Annotated in this window: 20 protein-coding genes; 7 read left to right on the top strand and 13 right to left on the bottom strand. The window is 66.8% G+C overall.

Annotated features, from left to right (window positions below):
- The first annotated feature begins 187 nt into the window (after positions 1–187).
- The gene (locus tag ACFZCE_RS00805; RefSeq protein WP_390935175.1) at positions 188–1,120 is read left to right on the top strand and encodes a MerR family transcriptional regulator; all 933 of its coding nucleotides are present in this window, start codon (positions 188–190) and stop codon (positions 1,118–1,120) included.
- Positions 1,121–1,126: 6 nt separating this feature from the next.
- On the opposite strand, the gene ACFZCE_RS00800 is transcribed toward ACFZCE_RS00805, so the two are convergent.
- Both ACFZCE_RS00800 and ACFZCE_RS00795 read right to left on the bottom strand, forming a co-directional pair.
- On the bottom strand, positions 1,127–1,732 hold the full coding sequence (locus ACFZCE_RS00800; RefSeq protein WP_390935173.1) for a hypothetical protein: 606 nt from the start codon (positions 1,730–1,732) through the stop codon (positions 1,127–1,129).
- Positions 1,733–1,804: 72 nt separating this feature from the next.
- Positions 1,805–2,263: a PAS domain-containing protein gene (locus ACFZCE_RS00795; protein WP_390935171.1), complete on the bottom strand. Its 459-nt coding sequence runs from the start codon at positions 2,261–2,263 to the stop codon at positions 1,805–1,807.
- A gap of 121 nt (positions 2,264–2,384) precedes the next feature.
- On the opposite strand from ACFZCE_RS00795, the gene ACFZCE_RS00790 reads away from it, so the two are divergent.
- Positions 2,385–2,843: a flavodoxin gene (locus ACFZCE_RS00790; RefSeq protein WP_390935169.1), complete on the top strand. Its 459-nt coding sequence runs from the start codon at positions 2,385–2,387 to the stop codon at positions 2,841–2,843.
- Here the strand turns inward: ACFZCE_RS00790 and ACFZCE_RS00785 are convergent.
- The gene (locus ACFZCE_RS00785; RefSeq protein ID WP_390935167.1) at positions 2,840–3,733 is read right to left on the bottom strand and encodes a LysR substrate-binding domain-containing protein; all 894 of its coding nucleotides are present in this window, start codon (positions 3,731–3,733) and stop codon (positions 2,840–2,842) included. The two genes, ACFZCE_RS00790 and ACFZCE_RS00785, sit on opposite strands and share 4 nt — an antisense overlap.
- Before the next feature lie 141 nt (positions 3,734–3,874).
- Between ACFZCE_RS00785 and ACFZCE_RS00780 the strand changes: the two genes are divergently transcribed.
- On the top strand, positions 3,875–4,216 hold the full coding sequence (locus ACFZCE_RS00780; RefSeq protein WP_390936421.1) for a CidA/LrgA family protein: 342 nt from the start codon (positions 3,875–3,877) through the stop codon (positions 4,214–4,216).
- Positions 4,206–4,892 carry an LrgB family protein gene (locus ACFZCE_RS00775; protein WP_390935165.1) on the top strand — a complete coding sequence of 229 codons (687 nt, stop codon included), beginning with the start codon at positions 4,206–4,208 and terminating at the stop codon, positions 4,890–4,892. The genes ACFZCE_RS00780 and ACFZCE_RS00775 overlap by 11 nt, the downstream gene beginning before the upstream one ends.
- 245 nt (positions 4,893–5,137) lie before the next feature.
- Here the strand turns inward: ACFZCE_RS00775 and ACFZCE_RS00770 are convergent, their stop codons facing one another.
- The gene (locus ACFZCE_RS00770; RefSeq protein ID WP_390935163.1) at positions 5,138–5,944 is read right to left on the bottom strand and encodes a tetratricopeptide repeat protein; all 807 of its coding nucleotides are present in this window, start codon (positions 5,942–5,944) and stop codon (positions 5,138–5,140) included.
- A 155-nt stretch (positions 5,945–6,099) separates the two neighbouring features.
- Here ACFZCE_RS00770 and ACFZCE_RS00765 point away from each other — a divergent pair, with 155 nt between their 5' ends.
- A complete protein-coding gene (locus tag ACFZCE_RS00765) occupies positions 6,100–7,119 on the top strand; it encodes a Glu/Leu/Phe/Val dehydrogenase dimerization domain-containing protein (protein ID WP_390935161.1) in 1,020 nt (339 codons plus the stop codon).
- A 150-nt stretch (positions 7,120–7,269) separates the two neighbouring features.
- On the opposite strand, the gene ACFZCE_RS00760 is transcribed toward ACFZCE_RS00765, so the two are convergent.
- The 9 genes from ACFZCE_RS00760 to ACFZCE_RS00720 all read right to left on the bottom strand — a co-directional run bounded on the left by ACFZCE_RS00760 (position 7,270) and on the right by ACFZCE_RS00720 (position 19,028).
- Entirely contained in the window at positions 7,270–8,043 is a 774-nt protein-coding gene (locus ACFZCE_RS00760; protein WP_390935159.1) for an IclR family transcriptional regulator C-terminal domain-containing protein, read from the bottom strand.
- On the bottom strand, positions 8,040–8,594 hold the full coding sequence (locus tag ACFZCE_RS00755; protein ID WP_390935157.1) for a sarcosine oxidase subunit gamma: 555 nt from the start codon (positions 8,592–8,594) through the stop codon (positions 8,040–8,042). Before ACFZCE_RS00755 ends, ACFZCE_RS00760 begins: the two co-directional genes overlap by 4 nt.
- A gap of 2 nt (positions 8,595–8,596) precedes the next feature.
- On the bottom strand, positions 8,597–11,494 hold the full coding sequence (locus ACFZCE_RS00750; RefSeq protein ID WP_390935155.1) for a 2Fe-2S iron-sulfur cluster-binding protein: 2,898 nt from the start codon (positions 11,492–11,494) through the stop codon (positions 8,597–8,599).
- Positions 11,491–11,790, bottom strand: a complete 300-nt coding sequence (locus tag ACFZCE_RS00745) for a sarcosine oxidase subunit delta (RefSeq protein ID WP_390935154.1) — start codon at positions 11,788–11,790, stop codon at positions 11,491–11,493. The genes ACFZCE_RS00750 and ACFZCE_RS00745 overlap by 4 nt, the downstream gene beginning before the upstream one ends.
- 13 nt (positions 11,791–11,803) lie before the next feature.
- The gene (locus ACFZCE_RS00740; RefSeq protein WP_390935152.1) at positions 11,804–13,042 is read right to left on the bottom strand and encodes an FAD-dependent oxidoreductase; all 1,239 of its coding nucleotides are present in this window, start codon (positions 13,040–13,042) and stop codon (positions 11,804–11,806) included.
- Positions 13,024–13,917, bottom strand: a complete 894-nt coding sequence (folD, locus tag ACFZCE_RS00735) for a bifunctional methylenetetrahydrofolate dehydrogenase/methenyltetrahydrofolate cyclohydrolase FolD (RefSeq protein ID WP_390935150.1) — start codon at positions 13,915–13,917, stop codon at positions 13,024–13,026. Before folD ends, ACFZCE_RS00740 begins: the two co-directional genes overlap by 19 nt.
- Positions 13,914–14,774 (bottom strand): formyltetrahydrofolate deformylase, encoded by an 861-nt coding sequence (gene purU, locus ACFZCE_RS00730; protein ID WP_390935148.1) that lies wholly within the window; start codon positions 14,772–14,774, stop codon positions 13,914–13,916. The genes folD and purU overlap by 4 nt, the downstream gene beginning before the upstream one ends.
- Before the next feature lie 218 nt (positions 14,775–14,992).
- Positions 14,993–18,298 (bottom strand): patatin-like phospholipase family protein, encoded by a 3,306-nt coding sequence (locus ACFZCE_RS00725; RefSeq protein WP_390935146.1) that lies wholly within the window; start codon positions 18,296–18,298, stop codon positions 14,993–14,995.
- A gap of 124 nt (positions 18,299–18,422) precedes the next feature.
- Positions 18,423–19,028, bottom strand: coding sequence for a cupin domain-containing protein (locus ACFZCE_RS00720; RefSeq protein ID WP_390935144.1), 606 nt, complete (start codon positions 19,026–19,028; stop codon positions 18,423–18,425).
- A 244-nt stretch (positions 19,029–19,272) separates the two neighbouring features.
- Between ACFZCE_RS00720 and glnT the strand changes: the two genes are divergently transcribed.
- Positions 19,273–20,607 (top strand): type III glutamate--ammonia ligase, encoded by a 1,335-nt coding sequence (gene glnT, locus ACFZCE_RS00715; protein ID WP_390935143.1) that lies wholly within the window; start codon positions 19,273–19,275, stop codon positions 20,605–20,607.
- Positions 20,608–20,715: 108 nt separating this feature from the next.
- Positions 20,716–21,621, top strand: a complete 906-nt coding sequence (locus ACFZCE_RS00710) for a glutamine amidotransferase family protein (RefSeq protein ID WP_390935141.1) — start codon at positions 20,716–20,718, stop codon at positions 21,619–21,621.
- Positions 21,622–21,628 lie beyond the last annotated feature (7 nt).

The following is a 21,628-nucleotide window of genomic DNA, read 5'->3' as shown; positions in this document are numbered from 1 at the left end:
AGCACCTGGGTAAGGGCTGGCGAAAGGGCAGGGCCGGGGTGTTGGCCATGCGCCTGAAAAAGCTGCAAGGATTATTCCTAAAAAGTGCGCGGCGTCCAGTGTTACCCGTTGGGCGGTGTAAACGCCGTGCTTGCGGCAAACTGGCGTTACACTGTGATCCAACAGCAACTTCTTGGTTTTCTTGAGCATGAGCGATTTGCCCAGCCTGGCCGCGCCTTCTGGCTCGCTGGCGGCACAGCGGCTGTTTCCGATCCGCGAGGTGGCCAGGGTAACCGGGGTGAACCCGGTCACCCTGCGTGCCTGGGAGCGCCGTTATGGGCTGGTGCGCCCGGTGCGCACCGAAAGCGGGCACCGCTTGTACTCCCAGCAGAACATCGACGAGATCCGCGCCATCCTCGGTTGGCTCGACCGCGGCGTGGCGGTGAGCAAGGTCGGCGCGGTGCTGGCGCGCACGGCGCAGCACTCGGCACAGGACGAAGCCCTCGACGACGACCACCTCGGCTGGCGCCGGCAACTGCGCCAGGTGGTGGCGCGTTTCGATGACGCCGCGCTGGAGAGCGTGTACGGCCAGGTGTTCTCCACCTACCCGCTGGCCGTGGCCTTTCAGAACATCCTGCTGCCGGTGTGGCAGCAACTGCACCAGGCCCGCGAGCGCCTGGAGCGCGCCAGCGAATGGCTGATGCTCGACCAGTTTCTCCGTAGCCGCGTGCTGCAGCGCTTGCAGCGGCTGCGCGGCGAGGGTGCTTGCGTGCTGGTGGTGGCGTTGCCGGAACAATGCCTGGAGCTGGAACTGCTGGTGGCGGCGCTGTTGCTGGGCGGCCACGACCGCCAGGTGCGGGTACTTGCCATCGGCCAGCCGTTGCATGAACTCGCGATGGTCTGCGAAGTGGTGCAGCCGCAGGCGCTGGTGCTGTTCGGCAACGGGCCGCCGGCGGCGGACTTGCCCAAGCGCCTGCTGAAGTTGGCCTTGGGGCTGCCGTGCCCGCTGCTGCTGGCCGGTGCGACCAGTGAGTTGGTCGCCGAGCAGATGGCGGGTACCCCGATCGCCTGCCTGGGCGCCAGTGGCGAGCACGCGCAGCAGCGTTTGGGGTTGTTTCTGGCGGGGGCGCTGGACACCTGACGGGGGTTAGCCCGCGTGCAGCTCCGGGTGGCTCAGGCGGTGCTGCTGAAGCATGTAGTAGCGCAACCGTTCGGTTTCCAGCGGGTTGCACAGGGTCAGCCGGTAGGCCACCAGGCCATCGGCGGTCTTGCGCTCCTGGGCGCCGCGCAGCGACACCGGCGCATAGCCTTCGGGGTTGAACCACAGGGCGAAGTGCTTGGGCGCGCGGGTGTTGTTGCGCATGCGCACCAGCAGGCCGTTGAAGGAAATTTCCACCACCAGCAGGTCGGTCATGCGCCCGCGGTCGTCTTCCAGCGCCACCGGGTGCGCCAGCGCCAGGCGCCAAGGCCGCAGCATAGGGCCGTCTTCGTAGATGGTGGGGGCGCCGAGCTTGACGTGCTGGGCGTGGAATTCGTCTTCGACCAATTGCAGCGGGAAGCTCAGTTGCTGGTTCTGGAACTGCGCCTGGATGGTCACCTGCTCGTTGGCCATCAAGCGGGTGAGCAGGTCTTTGATCTGGCTGCCGCCGTTGACCACCAGGTTCGAGGTGTTATCGCGCACGCTCGGCTGGGTACGGTGCATCGTCTGGATGAATTCCAGCTCGTCCTGGGTAAGGATCGCATCGGGTTGCATAGGGTGCTCGGGTCAGGTACGGGTCGCGAGCGCGACACTGTTAACTATGACAACAATGGCGTACCGCTGTCGTTACCGTTGATCGTTTTTCAAGCATGCCAGCTGTTGCCGTGCTAGGGCCAGCTCTGCCTCCAGCTCGGCGACCCGCTGCAGCGCCTGTACCTGGGGGGTCACGTCTTTTTGTATGCCGATGTGATACGTGCGTTGGTCCCCTTCATGGTAGACCGGGGTGATCGACAGCTCATTCCAGAACAACGTGCCGTCCTTGCGGTAATTGCGCAGCACCTGCCGGCACGGCTTGCCCGCGGCAAGTGCGGCGCGGATCTCCGCGCGGGCGGCGGCGTCGTGGCTGTCGCCGTTCTGCAGGAAGCGGCAATCCTGGTAGAGGGCGTCGCTGGCGCTGTAGCCGGTCATCTCCTCGAACGCCGGGTTCACGTAGATCAGGATGCAGTCGCTGCCCTCCTGCTCGGTGACGCAGATGCCATCGTTGGAGGCGCCGACGACCTTTTGCAGCAGCGTGGCGTTGATCATGGCGATTGGGCTCCGAAGGTGGCGGGCGGGCTTGGCCATGATACTGCAATCGCCGGCCGGCGGGCATCGGCCGGTGCGAGCTGTTACCATTTGCCGCTCAGAACTGCCCAGGATCGCACTTATGAAACTCGTGGTATTTTCCGGCACGGTGTACGGCGCCGCCGAAGAAGTCGCCCGCCATGCCGTGGCGCGCCTGAACCAGGCGGGCCTGCAGTGCCAGTACTTCAACCGCACGGGCCTGGCCGAGCTGCTTGCGGCCCAGCCCGAAGCGTTGCTGGCGGTGACCTCCACCACCGGCCTGGGCGAGCTGCCCGATGACTTGATCCCGCTGTACAGCGAATTGCGCGCGCAATTGCCGGCAGCCCTGCGCGGCCTGCCGGGCGCGGTGATCGGCCTGGGCGATTCGAGCTACGACGATTCGTTCTGCGGCGGTGGCGCGTTGATCAGCGAGCTGTTCGACGAACTGGGCGTGCGCCAGATCGTGCCGATGTTGCGCCTCGACGCCTGCGAAACGGTCACCCCGGAAACCGACGCCGAGCCGTGGGTCGACGCTTTCGCCGAGGCCCTCAAGCAGGGCTAGGGCGCTAACCTGGCCGGGCGCTCGCGCAGCAGCGCCAGCCAGGCCTGGGCGGCGTGCGACAGGTAGGCGCCGCGGCGCCAGATGAACACGATGTCCCAGCGCAGGTTGGCCGGCTCCGCCAGTTTCAGGCGGATCACCCCCGGGCGCACCAGCGCCCGCGCCACCACGCTGGGCAGCAACACCACCCCTTGGCCCGCCGCCACCAACGCCACGAGGAAATCCGCCTGGCCGCTGCGCCCGCCTTCGCGCGGCACGAAGCCGTAGCGCCGGCACGCCTGCAGCAGGCGGTCGTTGAGCAAAAAGCTGCGCTGGTACATCAGGAACGGCGTGTTCGCCAGCTCCCCGAGGTTCACCTGCTGGTTGCCGGCCAAGGGGTGGTCGGCCGGCAGCAGGGCGTCGAGCGGCTCGTCGCAAAAGGGCTGGTAGTCGAATTGCGGGTCGGTGGGGGTCAGGCTGCCGCCCAGCTCGATCTCGCCGTCGAGAATGGCCTGTTCCATTGCCCGGGTGCCGCCCTCGCTGAGCTGGATGTTGACGTTTGGATAGCGCTGGCGGTAGTCGGCGAACAGGCTGGCGAACAGCTCGTTGCCGCCGATCATCGGCAGGCCCAGGCGCAGCTCGCCGCGGGCCAGCAGTTGCAGGTCGTCCAGCTCGTTCAGCAGGTCATCGCGCAGGCGCAGCATTTGCTCGGCGCGCTGCTTGACCGCATGCCCGGCGGCGGTGAGGTGCAACTGCGAGCCGTGGCGGTCAAGCAGGGTCACGCCCAGGCTTTGTTCCAGTTGCGCCACCTGTTTGCTCACCGCCGATTGGCTGATGTGCAGGGTTGCCGCGGCCTGGGTAAACCCGCCCCGGCGCACCACCTCGAGAAAACTGCGTAGCTGTTTGAGTTCCATGGCATGAATATTCCATTGCGGAATCAAACCTAGTCTAACAATTCGCTTCGGGGATGGCACCGGCGTTTGTAGACTGCCCACAGCTTGTAAGAGGTGAACGCTGTGACCGCTTTGAATCGCTACGCCAGGGCCGGCGCTGAAATGTTCGTGCTGTTTGCGCTGTACGCGCTGGGCACCTGGCTGGCCAGTGCCTGCGGCTGGCCGATCCCCGGTGGGGTGGTAGGCCTGGCGCTGCTGCTGGTGGTGTTTGCCCTCAACGGCCTGAAACCGGCGCACCTGCAACTGGGCGCCGGGTTGTTGATGGCCGAGATGCTGCTGTTTTTTATCCCGGCGCTGATGAGCCTGCTCGACTACGGCGCGTTGGTGCGCCAGGAGGGGCTGCGTATTCTGCTGGTGATCTGCACCAGCACCCTGGTGGTGATGCTGGTCACCGCGCTGACGGTAGACGCGGTGTTCCGCTGGGGGGTGCGCCGTGACGCTTGAGCCGATGCCGCTGTTCTGGCTGGCGCTGACCCTGCTGTTGTACGTGGGCAGCCGCTGGCTGTACCGGCGCACGCGCATCTATGTGCTGTCGCCGTTGATTCTGGTGCCGGCGCTGCTGCTGTTGATTGCCGCGCCGCTGCACACCCATTACGCCGAATACGCCGCCAACACCCACTGGTTGATGCTGCTACTGGGCCCGGTCACGGTCGCCTTCGCCGTGCCGATCTGGCAGCAGCGGGCGCTGTTGGTCAAGCACTGGCAGGCACTGTTGCTGGGGATGATCGCTGGCAGCCTGGCGTCGATGGCCAGTTCCTGGTGGCTGGCGCGCTGGCTGGCGTTGGACTCATCCGTGGCGTTGTCGTTGGTGCCGCGTTCGATCACCACGCCGTTCGCCATGCCGCTGGCCCATGACCTGGGCGGCGTGCCGGAAATGACCGCCGTGTTCGTGATGTTCACCGGGGTGTTCGGGGCGATGCTGGGCGGCGTGCTGCTGCGCCTGCTGCCACTGCGCAGCCCGCTGGCGCGCGGTGCGCTGTTTGGCGTCGGTGCCCATGGCGCTGGGGTCAGCCGTGCCCAGGAAGTGGGCCGTGAAGAAGGCACCGTGGCCGGGCTGGTGATGGTGCTGACCGGGTTGTTGAACCTGTTCGCCGCGCCGTTGCTGGAGCGATTTTTCTAAGGCCGGCAACAAACGGGCAAAAAAAAGCCGCTGCGCACACAGCGGCCCAAGCCAGGCGCCGTGCTTCGGAGCAGCACACAACGCCCATTGGATACCCACCTCGGAGCAGCTACCGCCTTGCCTGAGGGGGAGTTCAGCCAGGGCCGCAGCCAGTGAGTGCGCGCAGGATAGACAACCCGCCTCGGCAGATAAATGCATCCCATTGACATTCACTGTTGCGCGCACTGCAACAGTGCGCGCGCCCCTCAGTGGAGCACGCCGCTGGGCTGGGGCAACTGCTGCAAACGGTCGGTCAGGCGCAGGCGCTGGATCGGGTCGTCACTCAGCAGCAGTGCCCGCTCCAGGTCGAAGCGCTCGGCTTGTGGGCATTCCAGGCGTTGGTAGAGGGTGGCGCGGGCCACGTAGTCGGCGGCATTGCCAGGGCCCAGCGCCAGCACCCGCTCGGCATCCTTCAGGGCGGCGATGTGCTGGTCGTGCTGGGTGTGCAACTGGCGCAGGTTGCGGGACAACCGTTGCAGCATCTGCAGCGGCGAGGCCGGCGCCATGTGCTCGGCGCGCAGCGCCACTTGGGCGCCGAACAGCCGGCTGAGCAGTTCGCGGCAATCGATGGGGTACAGCCGGCGGCCGCCGCAGGGGTCGAGCAAGTGGTCGGCCCCCGGTACCCGCAGCAAAAAGTGCCCAGGGAAGTTCACGCCCACCAGCGGTATGCCCAGGCGCCCCGCCAGTTCGAGGGCGAGCATGCCCAGCACCAGGGGCTGGCCGCGTTTGCGTTGCAGGACCTGGTCCATCATCGCCGCCTGCGGGCGCAGGGGGTGGAAGTCGTCGTGTTGGTAGCCGTGGTCGTTGAGGCTGCGCAGCAGTGGCTGGGCCAGCTCGCGCAGGGGCAGCATCGGCAGGCCGACGCTGATGCTCAGGTGCAGGTGCTCGACCTGCTCCAGCCCCCACGCCGGGCGTGACGCCGGCTCGTGCTCCGCTGCAATCCACAAGGCCGCCTCGAACACGGCGCTGGGCTCTCGGGCCAGGCACGCCAGGCACGCATCACGTGGGTTCATAGGTGTTTCCCCCGGCAGGCTCTGCGCGGCCCGCATAGGCTAATTTTTAACCTTGCGCGGCCGGATAGTCCAGCACCGGCCAGCCGGTGAAACGAAACGCCCGGCGCTGCCTATACTGTTTGCCACTACCTTCACACCACTGCGGGGGCTGGCCGATGTTCGCGCTTATGCAAAGTACCCGTGTGCAGCACCTGCGTGTCATCGTCGACCCGGCCACCGGCCTGCGGGCGGTGGTGGCCATCCATGGCGAGCGCCACCCGCAGGCGTTGGGCGGTTGCCGCTACCTGCACTACCCCGACGACGACAGCGCCATGGCCGAGGCGGTGCGCCTGGCCGAGGTGATGAGCTTCAAGGCGGCGCTGGCCGGGCTGCCGGTGGGCGGGGCGCAGGCGGTGATCATGCGCAACGCCTATGTGGATAACCGCGCGGCGTTGTTCGAGGCGTTCGGGCGCTTCGTTGAAACCCTGAACGGCACCTACGTGGCCGCCATCGACAGCGGCACCTCGACGGCCGACATGGACTGCGTGGCCCTGCACACCCGCCACGTGACCTGCACCGCCGGCGCCGGCGACACCTCGCGGCCCACCGCCGAAGGGGTGTTCGCCGGCATCCGCGCCGCGGCGCTGGCGCGCTTGGGCAGCAGCGATCTCGAAGGGCTGCGGGTTGGCGTGCAAGGCCTGGGGCACATCGGTTACACCCTTGCCAGCCTGTTGCGCGGCGCCGGCGCCGACCTGCTGGTGAGCGACGTCGACCCTGGCCGGGTGCAACTGGCCATGGACCAACTCGACGCCCGCCCGGTCGCCGCCGAGCGGATGGCCAGCACCCCGTGCGACATTTTCGCCCCGTGCGGCTTTGGCGCCATGCTCAATTACCAGTCGGTAGGCCAACTGCGTTGCGCCGCGGTGGCGGGCTGCGCCAATGGCCAGTTGGGTGACCTGGCGGTGGCCGACCAGCTTGAAGAACGCGGCATCCTCTATGCCCCAGACTACGTGATCAACGCCGGCGGGCTGATCCACGCCGCGCTTAGCCACAGCGGCGAGGCCGACGGGCAATTGGCCCGTTACCTCCAAGGCATCGGCCAACGCCTGACCGGCATCTTCGCCCAAGCCCAGGCCCAACACCGCTCCCCGGCCCGGGTCGCGCAGGAGATGGCCGAGCGCTTGGTGTATGGCTGAGCGGCCCTTCGCCCGGCACAGCCGGAGTGCCGGACCACGGCCTCCCACCAGATTTGTGTGTTCCTTGATTTACGAGGCAACACAGAACCCGTGGGAGGCCGGCTGAGCCGGGCGAAGGGCCCTGAAGCCCATGCGCAGCGTCAGCAGAGCTTACACGCTGATCCCTTGGGCCCTGTACCCCAACTGCCCACTGATCAACCCACTGCACGCCAGCAGCAACCCCTCGAACCGCTCCCCCGCGCCGGGCCCGTCCATCACCGCGTCTGGCCCGGAGAGGTTGATCGCCGCGACCACCTGGCCGCGGTGGTCGCGGACGGCGGTGGCGATGGCGGTGGAGTAGTCCGAGCGGTGCAGCACCACGCCGCGGGCGCGGTCGGTGGCGATCAGTTCCTGCAGTTCAGGCAGGGTGCGCGGCGCGGGGGCGGGGTAGTCGTCGAGGCGTACGTGCTGGTACAGCGTGGCCAGCGCGCTGGGCTCCAGCGCGGTGAGCAGCACCCGGCCCATGGCCGTGCAGTGGCAGGGAATGCGCGTGCCGATCGGGATGTTCACTGACAACCGCTGGGCGGCGAACGCCCGGCACAGGTACAGGCTGTCGGTGTGCTCGCGGATGCTCAGGTGGCACGACAGCGACGTACGATCGCGCAGCCCGTTCAGGTACGGCATGGCCACTTCGACGATATCCCGGCTGGCCAGGTAGCTGAAGCCGTCGCTGATCACCTGGGCGCCCAGCCGGTACTGTTGGCCGTCTTTCTCCAAGTAGCCCATCTCGCACAGGGTGAAGATGATCCGGTAGCACGCCGACGCGCTCACCCCCAGCCGCTCGGCGATGGCCTGCACCGAGAGGCTGCGCTCGAGCGCGCCGAACATGCCGAGCACGCGCAGGCCGCGCTGCAGCGCCGGGACGATGTAGTCCACCTCGCTCATGGCTGCTCAGGCGCGAGAATGCCGCCGAATTCGCCCAGCGCATCGAGCAGCGCGCCGAGAAAGTACTCATGGGAGCAGCGGTCGAACAGCAGCTCGAAGCACGGCGCGGCGTCGCTGCCAGTATTGGCCACCAGCGCGGTGACCCGCGCCACCTGGGTTTGCGCCACCTGGCCGGGGGCGAAGGCCTGGGGCCGCAGGTCTACCCCGCAGAGCTTGGCCAGCACCTCGGCGATGCGCGGGCCTTGCAGTTGCAGCCAGGCATGGCTGTCGTGGCGCGGCAGCAGGTAGTTGGCCTGGTGGTCGAGCTCCCAGCTGGCCTCGAGGTCGGCCAGGCGCTGGCCATCGTCGGCGCCGGCGCCGAGTAGAAAATACTCGGTGTTGGAGAGCTGCAACGCCCAGCCGCCATCGGCCTGGCGGCGCGCACGGTTGGGCGCGCCAGGCAGTTCGAAACCGTGGCCTTCAAGGTACAGCGCGCTTTGCGCGCCACGAAAACCCACCCGCGGGCGGGCGGTGAGGTCGAGCACGAAGTGCTCGGCGGTCAGGCGGGTCATGGTCACAGCTCCTGGCGTTGGTTGGCGGCATCGAAGAACGGCAGTTGCACCACGGTGGCCTGCACCACCCGGCCGCCTTCCACGCGGATCGGTATCTGTTGCCCGGGGCTGGCCTGGCTGGCGCCGGCATAGGCCAGGCCGATGATCTGCCCGAGGGTGCCGGAGTATTCACACGAGGTGACGTTGCCGCTGATGTTTGGCCCCTCCAGTACCAGGTGGCCCTCAAGCGGTTGCTCGCTGCCCTTGGGCAGGGTGAACCCCACCAGTTTGCGCTTGAGCGGCTGCGCGGCGAGGATGCTCACCGAGCGCTTGCCGACGAAAAACGGCTTGGCCTTGCTGATCGCCCAGTTCATGTCGATCTCGCCGGGGTGGGTCATGCCGTCGGTGTCCTGGCTGATGATCACGTGGCCCTTTTCCAGCCGTAGCAAGCGTTGGGTTTCGACCCCGAACGGGCGGATGCCAAACGCCTTGCCCGCTTCCATGAGCGCATCCCACAAGGCCCCGGCATGGCGCGCTGGCACATGGATTTCATAGCCCAGCTCACCGACGAAGCCCACCCGCAGCAGCCGCGCCTTGATCCCGGCCACGCGGCCCTGGCGCACCGCCAGGTAGGGGAAGCCTTCGGCAGACAGGTCAAGGTCGCCGCACAGCGCCGCCAGCACTTGGCGCGCTTGCGGCCCGGCGAGGTTCACCGCGGCCAGCGCGGCGCTGACGTTGGCGATGTCGACGTTCAGGCGCCATTGCGCGTTCCACTTGAGCATCTGCTGGTAGAGGCGGTCGACGCCGCTGGTGGTGGCGGTCACGTAGTAATGCTGCTCGCCGAAGCGCGCGCACACGCCGTCGTCGATCACCACGCCGTGCTCGTTGGTCATCAGCGCGTAGCGCGAACGGCCGACCGGCTGCTTGCTGAAGTTGAAGGTGTACATCCGGTTGAGCAGTTCGCCGGCGTCCGGCCCGCGCACGTCGAGCCCGCCGAGGGTGGACACGTCGATCAGCCCCACCTGGTTGCGCACGTGCCACGCCTCGGCCTGCATGCAGGCCTCGCGCTCGCCGGCGCCGCCGTAGTAGGCCGGGCGCTGCCAGTTGCCCGCGGGCATCCACTTCGCGCCCAGCGCGGCATGGCGGGAATGCAGCGCGGTTTGCCGGTATGGGTCGAAGGCGCGGCCGGCCACGTGGGCGAGTTTTTCCGGGGCGAACGGTGGCCGCGCGGTGGTCACGCCGGTTTCACTGACGCTGCGGCCGGTGGCCGCGGCCACCAGGCGCGCGGTGGGCAGGGCCGAGTGGCGGCCTTGCGACGGGCCCATGCCAACGGTGGAAAAACGCTTGACCAGTTGCACGTCGCGGTAGCCGCAACGGGTGGCGTTGATGATGTCGTGCACTTGCAGATCTTCGTCGAAGTCGACGAAGTCCTTGCCCTTGGGGTGGGGGAAGATCGGCCACGGCGTGTTCAGCGGCGCTTCGCTCTGGTAGGCGGTGCCGGCCCAGGGGCTGCGCAGGCCGAGGTCGGCGAGGGCGTCGAGGGCGGCGTTGTGGCCGTCGGCGAGCACGTTGGCGAGGCTGAAGCGGCCATTCACCGAGCCGGCGATCCGCAGGATCGGCGGCAGCCCGCGCACGTTGAAGCCCGCGCTGGCGTCGTCGTACTCCAGCCGCGCGCCGGCCTGGCACAGCAACTGGTACACCGGCATGTAGCCGGCGCTCATGCACAGCAGGTCGCAGGCCAGGGTTTCACCGCTGGCGGCGACCACGCCGCGGCCTTCGATGCGGCGTATGTCTACGCCGCTGACCTGGCGCATGCCCTTGGCGTGCAGGGCCTCGTACACCGTGCTGTTGCACTTTACCGCGATGCCCTGTTGGGCCAGCGCGTGGGCCAGGGCAGGGTCGTTCGCCTGGGCGCGCATGTCGATCAGCGCGGCCACTTCCACCCCTTGCTCGTGCAGGTCCAGCGCGGCCAGGTAGCCATCGTCGTTGCCGGTCAGCACCACCGCGCGTTGGCCCGGCTTGACCGCGTACAGGCGCATCAGCCGCTGGGCGGCGCTGGTGAGCATCACCCCGGGCAGGTCGTTGTTGCGAAACACCACGGGTTGATCGAACGCGCCACAGGCGGCGATGCACTGGCGCGCGCGCACCTTGTACATGCGCTGGCCCTGGATCACTGGCACGTAGTTGTCGCTGAACCAGGCATTGGCGGTGGCGCTGAGCAGCAGGCGGATGTTGCCGTGGGCCTGCACCTTGGCCACCAGGGCGGCGCGCAGCTCGGCGGCCTGCTGGGCCTCGAGGCTGAACCGCGCATAGGCCAGGGCACCGCCGGCAAGCGGGTTTTCGTCGACCAGCAGCACCTGCGCGCCGGCGTCGGCGGCGGTCAGCGCGGCTTGCAGGCCGGCGGGGCCGGCGCCGATCACCAGCAGGTCAGTGAACAGGTAGGCTTTGTCGTAGTACTGCGGGGTGAACGCCAGGTCGAGCACGCCCAGCCCGGCCTTTTTACGAATCAGCGGCTCCCAGTGCTTCCAGGCGCCCTTGGGCTTGTAGAAGGCGCGGTAGTAGAAGCCCACCGGCATGAACTTGGAGAACCTGCCCAGGTAGGCGTCTTTATCGTGTTCCAGCGAACCGTTGCAGTTCTGCGCGGTGGCCGCCAGGCCTTCGCTCAGCGGCAGGGTGCAGGCCAGCACGTTCGGCTCATGGGGCAGCTGTACCAGGCTGTTGGCGTCTTGCCCGGCCATGGTCAATACCCCGCGCGGGCGGTGGTACTTGAACGAGCGCGAGAGCAACCGCTGGCCGTTGGCGTAGAGGGCGCTGGCGAGGGTGTCGCCCGCCACGCCCTCGAAGGGCTGGCCCTCGAAGCTGAAGCGCACGGGTTTGCTGCGGTCGATCAACAGCCCCATCGGGGCGGGCAGGCGGTTCATTGGGCGGCCTCCGGGGCAGCGGCGAAGTCGATGCGCTGGGTGAACACTTCACGCGGGTCGAAAGTGCGCAGCACCTGGTCGGTCACGGTGTGGCGCTCGGCCAGGAACCAATAACTCGACGGCGTGTGCAGCCACCATTCGGTGACCACGCCGGCTTCGTTGTCCGCATTGAACACGTAGTCGGCCCACTCGGCGTCGCTGCAGGTGGCCGGGTCGGGCATGCGCTTGAATTCGCCGCCGTAGGTGAATTCACTGATGTTGCGTGGCCCGTTGAGCGGGCAGGTGAGGATTTTCATCGTGTGCTCCGCATCAATGGCTGGCGGCCGTGGCGCCCATTTCGTTGACCTGGATAAACCGCGAGAAGCGCTCCAGGGCGAACGGCGCGATCAGCTCGGGGGTTTTGCCGGTGGCGACCATCTCGGCCATGGTCTTGCCGACGATCGGCGTGGCCTTGAAGCCCCAGGTGCCCCAGCCGGCGTCGAGGTAGTAGTTCTTCACCGGCGACAGCCCCATGATCGGGCTGTAGTCGGGGGTCATGTCGGTGATGCCGGCCCACTGGCGCATCAACTTGGCGTTGGCCAGAAACGGGAACATTTCGATGGCGTGGGCCAGCAGGCTTTCCTTGAGGTCGAGGGTGGAGCGGGTGTTGTACAGCGGGTAAGGGTCTGAGCCGCCGCCGAACACCACCTCGCCACGGCTGGTTTGCTGCACGTAGCAGTGCAGCGCCGAGCTGCTCACCAGCGGGTCGAGGAACGGCTTGAACGGCTGGGTGACCATCGCCTGCAACGGGAAGGTGTGGATCGGCGCGCGGATGCCGGCTTTTTTCAGCATCAGCGAACTCGCCCCGGCGATCGCCTGCACCGCGCAGCCGCACTGGACCGTGCCGCGGTTGGTTTTCACCGCGGTGATGGCGCCGTTCTCGATCACCAGGTCTTGTACCTCGGTCAACGGGTGGATTTCCACCCCGCGCTTGGCCGCTTCCTTGGCGTAGCCCCAGGCCACAGCGTCGTGGCGGGCGGTGCCGCCGCTCATGTGCCAAAGGCCGGCCAGCACCGGTAAATGGCCGGGGTCGAGGTTCAGGCTGGGCACCAGCTCGCGGATCTGCTGGCGGTCGATCATCTCGGTGCGGCCGCCGAAGTGCTTGTTCACCTCGGCGCGCTGGCGGAAGGCGCGCACGGTGGCGTCGGTGTGGGCCAGGGTGAGCTGGCCGCGCTCGGAGTACATCACGTTGAAGTCGAACTCGTTCGACAGGTTCTCGAACAGCTTCACCGACTCGATGTAGAACTTCACCCCTTCGCTGGTGAGGTAGTTCGAGCGGATCACCGCCGTGTTGCGCGCGGTGTTGCCGCCGCCCAGGTAGCCTTTTTCCAGCACCGCCACGTTGCTGATGCCGTGGTACTTGGCCAGGTAATAGGCGATGCCCAGGCCATGCCCGCCGCCACCGATGATCACCACGTCGTAGCGTGGCTTGAGGTCTTTGGGCGGCGGCAGGTCGGCGTGGGCCGGGTACTCGGCACCCAGGCCGTACTTCAGCAGGTTGAAAGGCATGGGGCCTCCGGTGAGCGCGCCAGTTGGCGGGCGGCGGTAACGGTGTTTTTCATCAGGTAGGCAATGGTCATCGGCCCCACGCCCCCGGGTACCGGGGTGATGGCGGCGACCTTGGCCAGCGCGCTGTCGAGGTCGACGTCGCCGACCAGGCGGCTGCGGCCGTGTTCCTCGACGCGGTTGATGCCGACGTCGATCACCACCGCGCCGGGCTTCAGCCAATGGGCGCCGATCATACGTGGGCGGCCCACGGCGGCGATGACGATGTCGGCCTGGCGGCACAGCTCGGCGGCGTTGTGGCTGCGCGAGTGCAGCACGGTCACGCTGCAGTCGGCCTGCAACAGCAGCGCGGCCATCGGCTTGCCAACGATGTTCGAGCGCCCGACCACCACCGCGTGCTTGCCGCGCAGTTCACCCAGGGTGTCGCGCAGCAACTGCATGCAGCCGCTGGGGGTGCAAGGGGTGAGCACCGCGCGGCCCTGGCTCAGCCCGCCAACGTTCTCGGCATGGAAGCCGTCGACGTCCTTGCGCGGGCTGATCGCCTGCAGCGCGGCGGCTTCTTCGAGGTGGGCCGGCAGCGGCAACTGCAGGAGGATGCCGTGCACCTCGGCGCTGGCATTGAGGCGCTGGATCAGCCCGAGCAACTCGGCCTGGGCGGTGTTCGCCGGCAGCCGGTGTTCCAGCGAGCGAATGCCAGCCTCGCCGGCGCGCAGCACCTTGTTGCGCACGTACACGTCACTGGCTGGGTCTTCACCGACCAGGATCACCGCCAGGCACGGCGTGGTGCCGGCGGCCTTGAGCGCGGCCACCTCGGCTTTCACCTCGGCCAGGGCGCGGGCGGCGGCGGCCTTGCCGTCGATCAGCAACGCGGCGCTCATCGGAAGATCACCGTGCGGTCGTGGTTGAGGAACACCCGGTGCTGCAGGTGGTACTTCACCGCCTTGGACAGGGCCACGGTTTCGGTGTCGCGGCCTACGGCGACGAGGTCTTCAGGCAGGTAGGCGTGGTCGACGCGCTGAACTTCCTGCTCGATGATCGGGCCTTCGTCGAGGTCGCTGGTCACGTAATGGGCCGTGGCGCCGATCAGCTTCACCCCGCGGGTGTAGGCCTGGTGGTAGGGCTTGGCGCCCTTGAAGCCGGGCAGGAACGAATGGTGGATGTTGATCGCCCGGCCGCTGAGCTGCTGGCACAGCTCATCGGAGAGAATTTGCATGTACCGCGCCAGCACCACCAGGTCGGTGTGGGTGTCTTCGACGATGCGCATCAGTTCGGCCTCCTGCTTGGCCTTGGTCTCGGCGGTGACCGGCAGGTAGATGAAGCGAATGCCCTCGCGCTCGGCCATCGGCCGCAGGTCGAGGTGGTTCGACACCACCGCGGTGATGGTCATGTCCATCTCGCCCTTGTTATGCCGGTACAGCAGGTCGCTCAGGCAATGGTCGAACTTGCTCACCATCAGCAACACGCGCATCGGTTGGCTGTTGTCGAACAGCTCCCAGTGCATGCTGAAACGCACCGCGACATCCTCGAAGCCGGCCTTGAGCTGGGCCAGGTCCCCGGGTTGGCCGTCGTTGAAGCGAAACACCGCGCGCATGAAGAAAGTGCCGTTGGTTTCGTCGTCGAACTGCGACATTTCGCCGATGTAGCAAGCGCTTTCGGCAAGGTAGGAGGTCACGGCAGCGACGATGCCGGAGGTGGCGGGGCAACTGACTTTCAGGATGTAGGCACGGGCTTGCATGGTGGCTCCTCGGGGGCGAAGGGGCAGGGTGGCACGGTGGTATTCAGGGGTGAACGGGGTGTTGGGGGGTGAATAAAAATACCTATGGGGAAACTAATATTCCCTTGGGTGCTTTTATAGGTGAAGGCGGGGAGGGGTGTCTAGGTATTTTGTGAAAAATAGTTTCTTTGTGGGAATAAAAAACCCGGCAAGGGGGCAGCCGCTGCCGGGTGTGGGGGTCAGGGGTGGAGGGTGCTGGCAATTTGGGCTTGGGCGGGAGGGATCCATACCTCGATGATGGGCGGCGCGGTGCCCGCCAGGCTCGGCCTTGGCAGGGCCCGGGCCGGGCGCAGGTAGCGGCTTTGATAATCCGCGGCCAGCGCGCCGGCGCAGGCGGCGTCCTCGTTGCGTTGGTACACCACCATCACTGTGGCCCACGGTACGGGTTGGGCGCGGGGCGCTTGGCTCACGTTCTCGATGCCCTGCGGGCGCAGTGGCGTACTGGTCAAGCCCTCGACGAAGGCCACCGCCGCCGGCCGTTCGTGCTCGCTGTAGATTTCAGTGTAAAGCGCGGTACCGCTGCGGCAGGGTTGCAGCCTGGCCATCTCGCTGACCTTCAGCGCTTGGCCATCGCTGGCCGGCGCGGCGCGGCGCAGCAGTGAGTGGGGAATCTCCAGGCCGAACCAGTACTGGCGGTAAAGGCTGCTGCGCGCCGGTTGGTAGAGCAGGCTGGGCAGGTCGCAGGCATCGCTGCGCTCGGCGCTGGCGCCGCAGCGTTCAGCCAAGCGTGCTTGTAGGTAGTTGAGGTCTTTGCCGTAGCGGGTTTTGTCGGGCAAGCCGCCGCTGGTGGCCTCAAGCCGGCCGAACAGGTGCCACAGCCGCGGCACTGACCACGGTGGGTTGGCCACGGCCGTATCGAGTTGCTCGAACGCGGCTTCATAGCCAGACGCTTCGGCCTGCGTTTTGCTTTGCCCCGGTTCGAACGCCTGGAACAGTGCGAAGGCAAGGCCCGCGGATACGCCGAAGCCGACCGAGGTTTGCAGGGCCGCCACGCGCCGGCGCCGCGCCATCGCTGGGGAGCCTTCCGCCGGTGCTTCCACCGCCGCCGCTGGGCTCACCGCGCTGGCGCGGGTGTCGGCATCGCCGTGGCGGGTGGCCGCCTGCAGCTTTGCCAGCCGCCGGCCATCGAGCAAACTGCCCAGCAACACCCCCAGGCGCTGGTAACTCTCCCACTGCGCTTCGTCGAAGAACTGGTCGGCGGTGCTGTGCTGGGGGAACACCGGGTTGCGGTCGGCATACGCCACCAGGTCGAAGGGCTGGCTGGTTTCGCGGTCGTCGATCATCCGTGGCTTGACCACCAGCAGGCTGCCGATCGTGCGGTCGGCGTAGGTCACCTTGGCCAGCAGCAAGCAGGCCTGCCCGGGGGTGGCGGTGATGGTCGCGGGGGTGCCGAAGTACTGGGCATCACTGCCCAGGTGGTTGCTCAAGCTGGCGGGCTGAAGAAATTCGATGTCGGCGTTGTAGTCGATCTTGGCTTTGCGGATGAGGTTCTCGAGGTCCTGGAAGGTGTAGTCCGGGTCGGCGCCGCAGTCTGCCGCCACGATCAGCGGCAAGCGGCGCTTGAGCAGGGCATAGATGCCGGTGTTGTCGAAATGGCCGCCATCGGAGAGGTACCAGTAGTTGGCGTTCAGCCCTGGGAAGCTGGCCAGCAGTTCGTTTTTAGTGGCGCGGTACTTGGCCGTCCAACGCATCCACGGCGCGGGGTGTTTGGCGCTGGGCAGCAGGTTGTCGATCCAGTAGCCCAGGCGTAGGCCGCTGAGAAACAACAACGCCGCCAGCCCCGGCGAGGTGAGCGAGCCCATCCCGGAGCTGACCGCCGCGCCGGAGATCTCCGTCCACTGCGCCACGGTGGTGCTGGCCAGGGCGGGGCAAGGCAGTGGCAGTTGGGTGCCGGTTTCCACCCCGAGGGCGCTGACCGTCAGCGCTACGCCCTTGCGGTCGGCGTTGTAGCTGCCGGTGCGGTCGTCGACGGTCTGGTTGATGCAACTGTTGATCAAATGTACCGGGCCGCCATAGCGGTGCGGGGCGTAGGCGGGCAGCGGCAGGTCGTCGTTGTCGAGGAAGTTGCGGATCGAATGCAGGCCGCCAATCACCTCACGGTCGGCCGCAGCCAGGGGGGACACCGGAAAGCGCGGCTTGGCCACGGCCGGGCCACTGTTGCCGGTAGCCACATAAGCCCGGGCCAGGCGCGAGCGATAAAAGTGGTGCATCGACGCCAGGTTGACCTGCTCCAGGTTCGCCCCGCTGAGCAGCACGTAGGCCACCAGTACCCCGAGCACCAGCCCGGCGTGCAGCAGTGGCGCGCTGCTGTCGTCGGTGCCGGCCACGGCCGGGCATAGAAACACGAAAATCTGCAGGGCGAGCACCCAGAAGCACAGCAGCAACAGCAGCACACCGATGCCCACCAGGTTGGCGAGTTTATCCACCGCCACGTGGGGCCCCTTGGGCTGGTTGAACAGGTCGAGCAGCTTCGGCATCAAGGCACGCGCTGCCACCGCCAGCAGGCCGGTGGAGCCGAACAGCCCGGTCGACGCCCACAGTGGCGAAACGCCGTTGAGCCAAGCGTTCATGTCGACCACCGCGTACCAACTGGCGGCGTCGAGCAGGCCGAACAGCCCGCAGGCCACGCAGGCGGCCACGGCCCAGCCGAGGTTGACGGTCAGGCGCAGGCGCTGGTCGGCGGTGATCCGCTGCTGGATCGGCAAGCGCAACAGCCAACCGCATGGCACCGCGGCCAGCCAGGCGCCGATCGCCGCATAGGCCAGCCAGCCCAGTTGGGCCTGGTAGGCGCCCCATGCCAGGTAGAACATCCCGGCGGCGGCGGCCCCCGCGCAGGCCATGGCGGCGGTTTCCTTCAGCGCCGCGCTCCAGCGCTTGTTGCTGCGGCTGAACCAGTACGCCCAACTGAGCACCGCGCAGGCGAACAGCGGCAACACGGCAACCAGAAACCAACCCGAGGCCAGCCGGAACACCGTGGCATCGGCCAGCGGGCTGGGCCGCCAGAAGGTGATCAGCAGGTGTGGCAGCAACACCAGCCAGGCGACGAACAGCATCAGCACCGCCACCTCCAACTGTGTGGCGACGAACCCGCGCAGCATCGAGCTGAAGGCGATCAGCCCATCCCGCGCCCCGGCCGGGGCCAGGTAACGGCCATTGTTGCGCAGCCACCATAGCCACAGGCTGCCCTCGGAGGCCACTCCAGCCTCAACCTCTCGCGCCTTTTCAGCCGGGTTGAACAACCGCCCGAACGCCGCGCCAATGTAGCCGCCGCCCGACACCGTGGAGAGGTAGTCAAACCGGTGCAACTGCCCGGCCTTGGCCAGGCCGCGCAATAACCCCAGGTTGAAGGTCGCGCTGCGCATGCCGCCACCTGACAGCGCCAGGCCGGCGGCGGGGGTGGTGATGGGAATGCCAGCGTTTTTGCGCCGGGCGATGATCACCGCGGCTTCGGGCAGCCCGGCCAGCGCTGTATCGTTGTTATCCATAGTGGGCCTCTCAAGCAGAGAAAGCGCCCACTGCCAACACCCACCACCGGCGCGTTGTGCAGGTATAGGCCCGCCAGGGCCCGGCGTGCACGGCCGTTGGTCGGCTGCCTTGAACTTCGCCGGCTCAGGCCTCGCCGGTGCCGTAGTTCATGATCGACAACAAGCGAATCGGCACCTGCACCAGTTGCTCCGGCCCGTGGGGCACGTCGCCGTCGAAGGTCAGGCTGTCGCCGGCCTCCATGTGGTACAGCTGGTTGCCGTGGCGGTACACCAGTTCACCCTCGAGCAGGTGCAGGAACTCCGTGCCTGGGTGGGAGAAGGTCGGAAACTCTTCGCTGGCGTCGTCCATGCTCACCATGTAGGCCTCGAAGCTTTTTTTCGGCCCACGGGTGTGGTTGAGCAAGTGGTAGGTGTGGCCCTTCTCGGTGCCGCGGCGCACCACCTCCAGGCCTTCGTGCTTCTTCACCAGCAGGGCGCTGCCGCCTTGCTGGTCGTACTGGCTGAACAGCTTCGACATCGGCATGCCGAGCACATCGCAGAGGCGGCTGAGGATGTCGAGGCTGGTCGACACCTGGGCGTTTTCGATCTTGCTGAGCATGCCCTGGCTGATCCCGGCGATGCGCGCCACGTCGGCCAGCTTGAGCTCTTGCGCCTGGCGCTGGCGCTTGATCTGGATGCCCAGGTACTGCTCGAGCTTCAACTTGGGCGGTTGCTCAATGGGGCTGTTCATGGCACTGCACGGTTTCCGTTCATTAATTTTATATTCGCACCAAGAATGTGCGATCAGGGGCTGTGATATTCCCTGAGGGAAAACGAGTTTCCCATATAAACAGCGGATTTTCCTCCCGTTCTGCCCGGCGTTGTTTGGTATGCCAAGTTGGCAAGGCTGTTGCATTCCCTTTGGGAAACTAAATTTCCTAATTGGAATAATTAGGCCCTCGCACGCAGCAGCCCTTGCCCAGGAGTGAAGCCCCATGTTGCCACCTGATACCCAGCGCCTGATCGAACAGCACGGCATCAAGTACGTGCTGGCCCAATTCGTTGACATCCACGGTTCGGCCAAGACCAAATCGGTCCCGGTCAGCGGCCTGGAAATGGTCGCCGAAGACGGCGCGGGCTTTGCCGGTTTCGCCATCAGCGGCATGGGCATGCAGCCCCATGGCCCGGACTTCATGGCCAAGGGCGACCTCGCGTCGCTGACCCCGGTGCCTTGGCAGCCCGGTTACGGCCGGGTGGTGTGCATCGGCCACGTGGAGGGCAAGCCCTGGCCGTATGACACCCGCTACGTGCTGCAACAGCAGGTGGAGCGCCTGGCCCAGCGCGGCTGGACGCTGAACACCGGCCTGGAGCCGGAATTCAGCCTGTTCCAGCGCGGTGAAGGCGGCAAGCTGCAACTGGTGGACGCCAGCGATAACCTCGACAAACCCTGCTATGACTACAAGGGCCTGTCGCGCTCGCGCGCCTTCCTCGAACGCCTGACCGAAGCCCTGCAGCCGGTGGGCTTCGACATCTACCAGATCGACCACGAAGACGCCAACGGCCAGTTCGAGATCAACTACACCTACTCCGAGGCGATGGAGTCGGCCGACCGCTTTACCTTCTTCCGCATGGCCGCCGGCGAGATCGCCAACGACATGGGCATGATCTGCTCGTTCATGCCCAAGCCAGACCCCAAGCGTGCCGGCAACGGCATGCATTTTCACCTGTCGCTGGCCAGCGCCAGCAGCAAAAACCTCTTCCATGACGGCAGCGACCCCAGTGGCATGGGCCTGTCGAAACTGGCCTACCACTTTGCCGCTGGCCTGCTCGCCCACGGCCCGGCGCTGTGCGCCTTCGCCGCCCCCACGGTGAACTCCTACAAGCGCCTGGTGGTGGGCAACTCGCTCTCTGGCGCGACCTGGGCACCGGCGTTCATCGCCTTTGGCGCCAACAACCGCTCGGCGATGGTCCGCGTGCCCTACGGGCGCCTGGAGTTCCGCCTGCCCGATGCCGGCTGCAACCCGTACCTGGTCACCGCCGCGATCATCGCCGCCGGGCTCGACGGCATTGACCGCCAGCTCGAGGTGCCGACGGTGTGCAACGAAAACCTCTACACCCTGACCCTCGAAGAGATCGCCGCCCGCGGCATCAAGACCCTGCCGCAATCGCTCAAGGAAGCCTGCGACGCCCTCGAGGCCGACCCGCTGTTCGCCGAACTGATGGGGCCGCAGATCGTTGCCGAGTTCATCCGCCTCAAGCGCATGGAGTGGGTGGAATACAGCCGCCACGTGAGCGACTGGGAGATCCAGCGCTATACCGAATTTTTCTGAGCGGCCAGCCATCAGCGGCTAGCCGCGAGCCGTGACCGACGCCAACCCCGTGCGCGCGTGAAGCCTGCCGCTTGACGCCCGCGCCTGCCGAACGAAGTGAGGACGCATATGTGTGGAATCGTAGGGCTGTACCTGAAAAACCCTGCCCTGGAGGGCCAGCTTGGCAAGCTCTTCGAGCCGATGCTCGAAGCCATGACCGACCGCGGCCCGGACAGCGCCGGCTTTGCCATCTATGGCGATGAAGTAGCCGATGGCTGGGTCAAGCTGACCTTACAAGCCACCACCGAAGGCTATGCCTTCGCCGCGCTGGCCGAGCAGTTGAAAACCCGCCTGGGCGCTGAGCTCGACTGGTTCCAGAACGCCAGCGCTGTGGTGCTGAAGGTCAACGCCGAAGAGGCCGCGGTGCGCGCCGTGCTCGCTGAGCTGGCGCCAAGCGTGCGCATCATGAGCGCCGGGCAGAGCATCGAGATCCTCAAGGGCATGGGCCTGCCGCGGGACATTTCCACGCGCTTCGGCCTGGCCGGCATGAAGGGCAGCCACATTATCGGCCACACCCGCATGGCCACCGAAAGCGCGGTCACGATGGAAGGCAGCCACCCGTTCTCCACCGGGGCAGACCTCTGCCTGGTGCACAACGGCTCGCTGTCGAACCACTCGCGGCTGCGCCAGAACCTGCGCCGCGAGGGCATCACCTTCGAAACCGAGAACGACACCGAAGTGGCCGCCGGCTACCTCACCTGGCGCCTGCGCCAGGGCGACACCCTCAAGCAGGCGCTGGACAAATCCCTCGAAGACCTCGACGGCTTCTTCACCTTCGCCATCGGCACCCGCAACGGCTTCGCGGTGATCCGCGACCCGATCGCCTGCAAGCCGGCGATCCTCGCTGAAACCGACGACTACGTGGCCATGGCCTCGGAGTACCAGGCGCTGGCCAGCCTGCCCGGGATCGACAAGGCCAAGGTCTGGGAGCCGGTGCCGGCGACCATGTACATCTGGGAACGTGAAACGGCTTAAGGGACCC

The sequence above is a fragment of the Pseudomonas sp. NPDC007930 genome (assembly GCF_042958985.1).
GTDB lineage: Bacteria > Pseudomonadota > Gammaproteobacteria > Pseudomonadales > Pseudomonadaceae > Aquipseudomonas.
The sequence above is the reverse complement of the archived record's forward strand: the minus strand, read 5'-3'. Positions and strand labels throughout refer to the sequence as shown.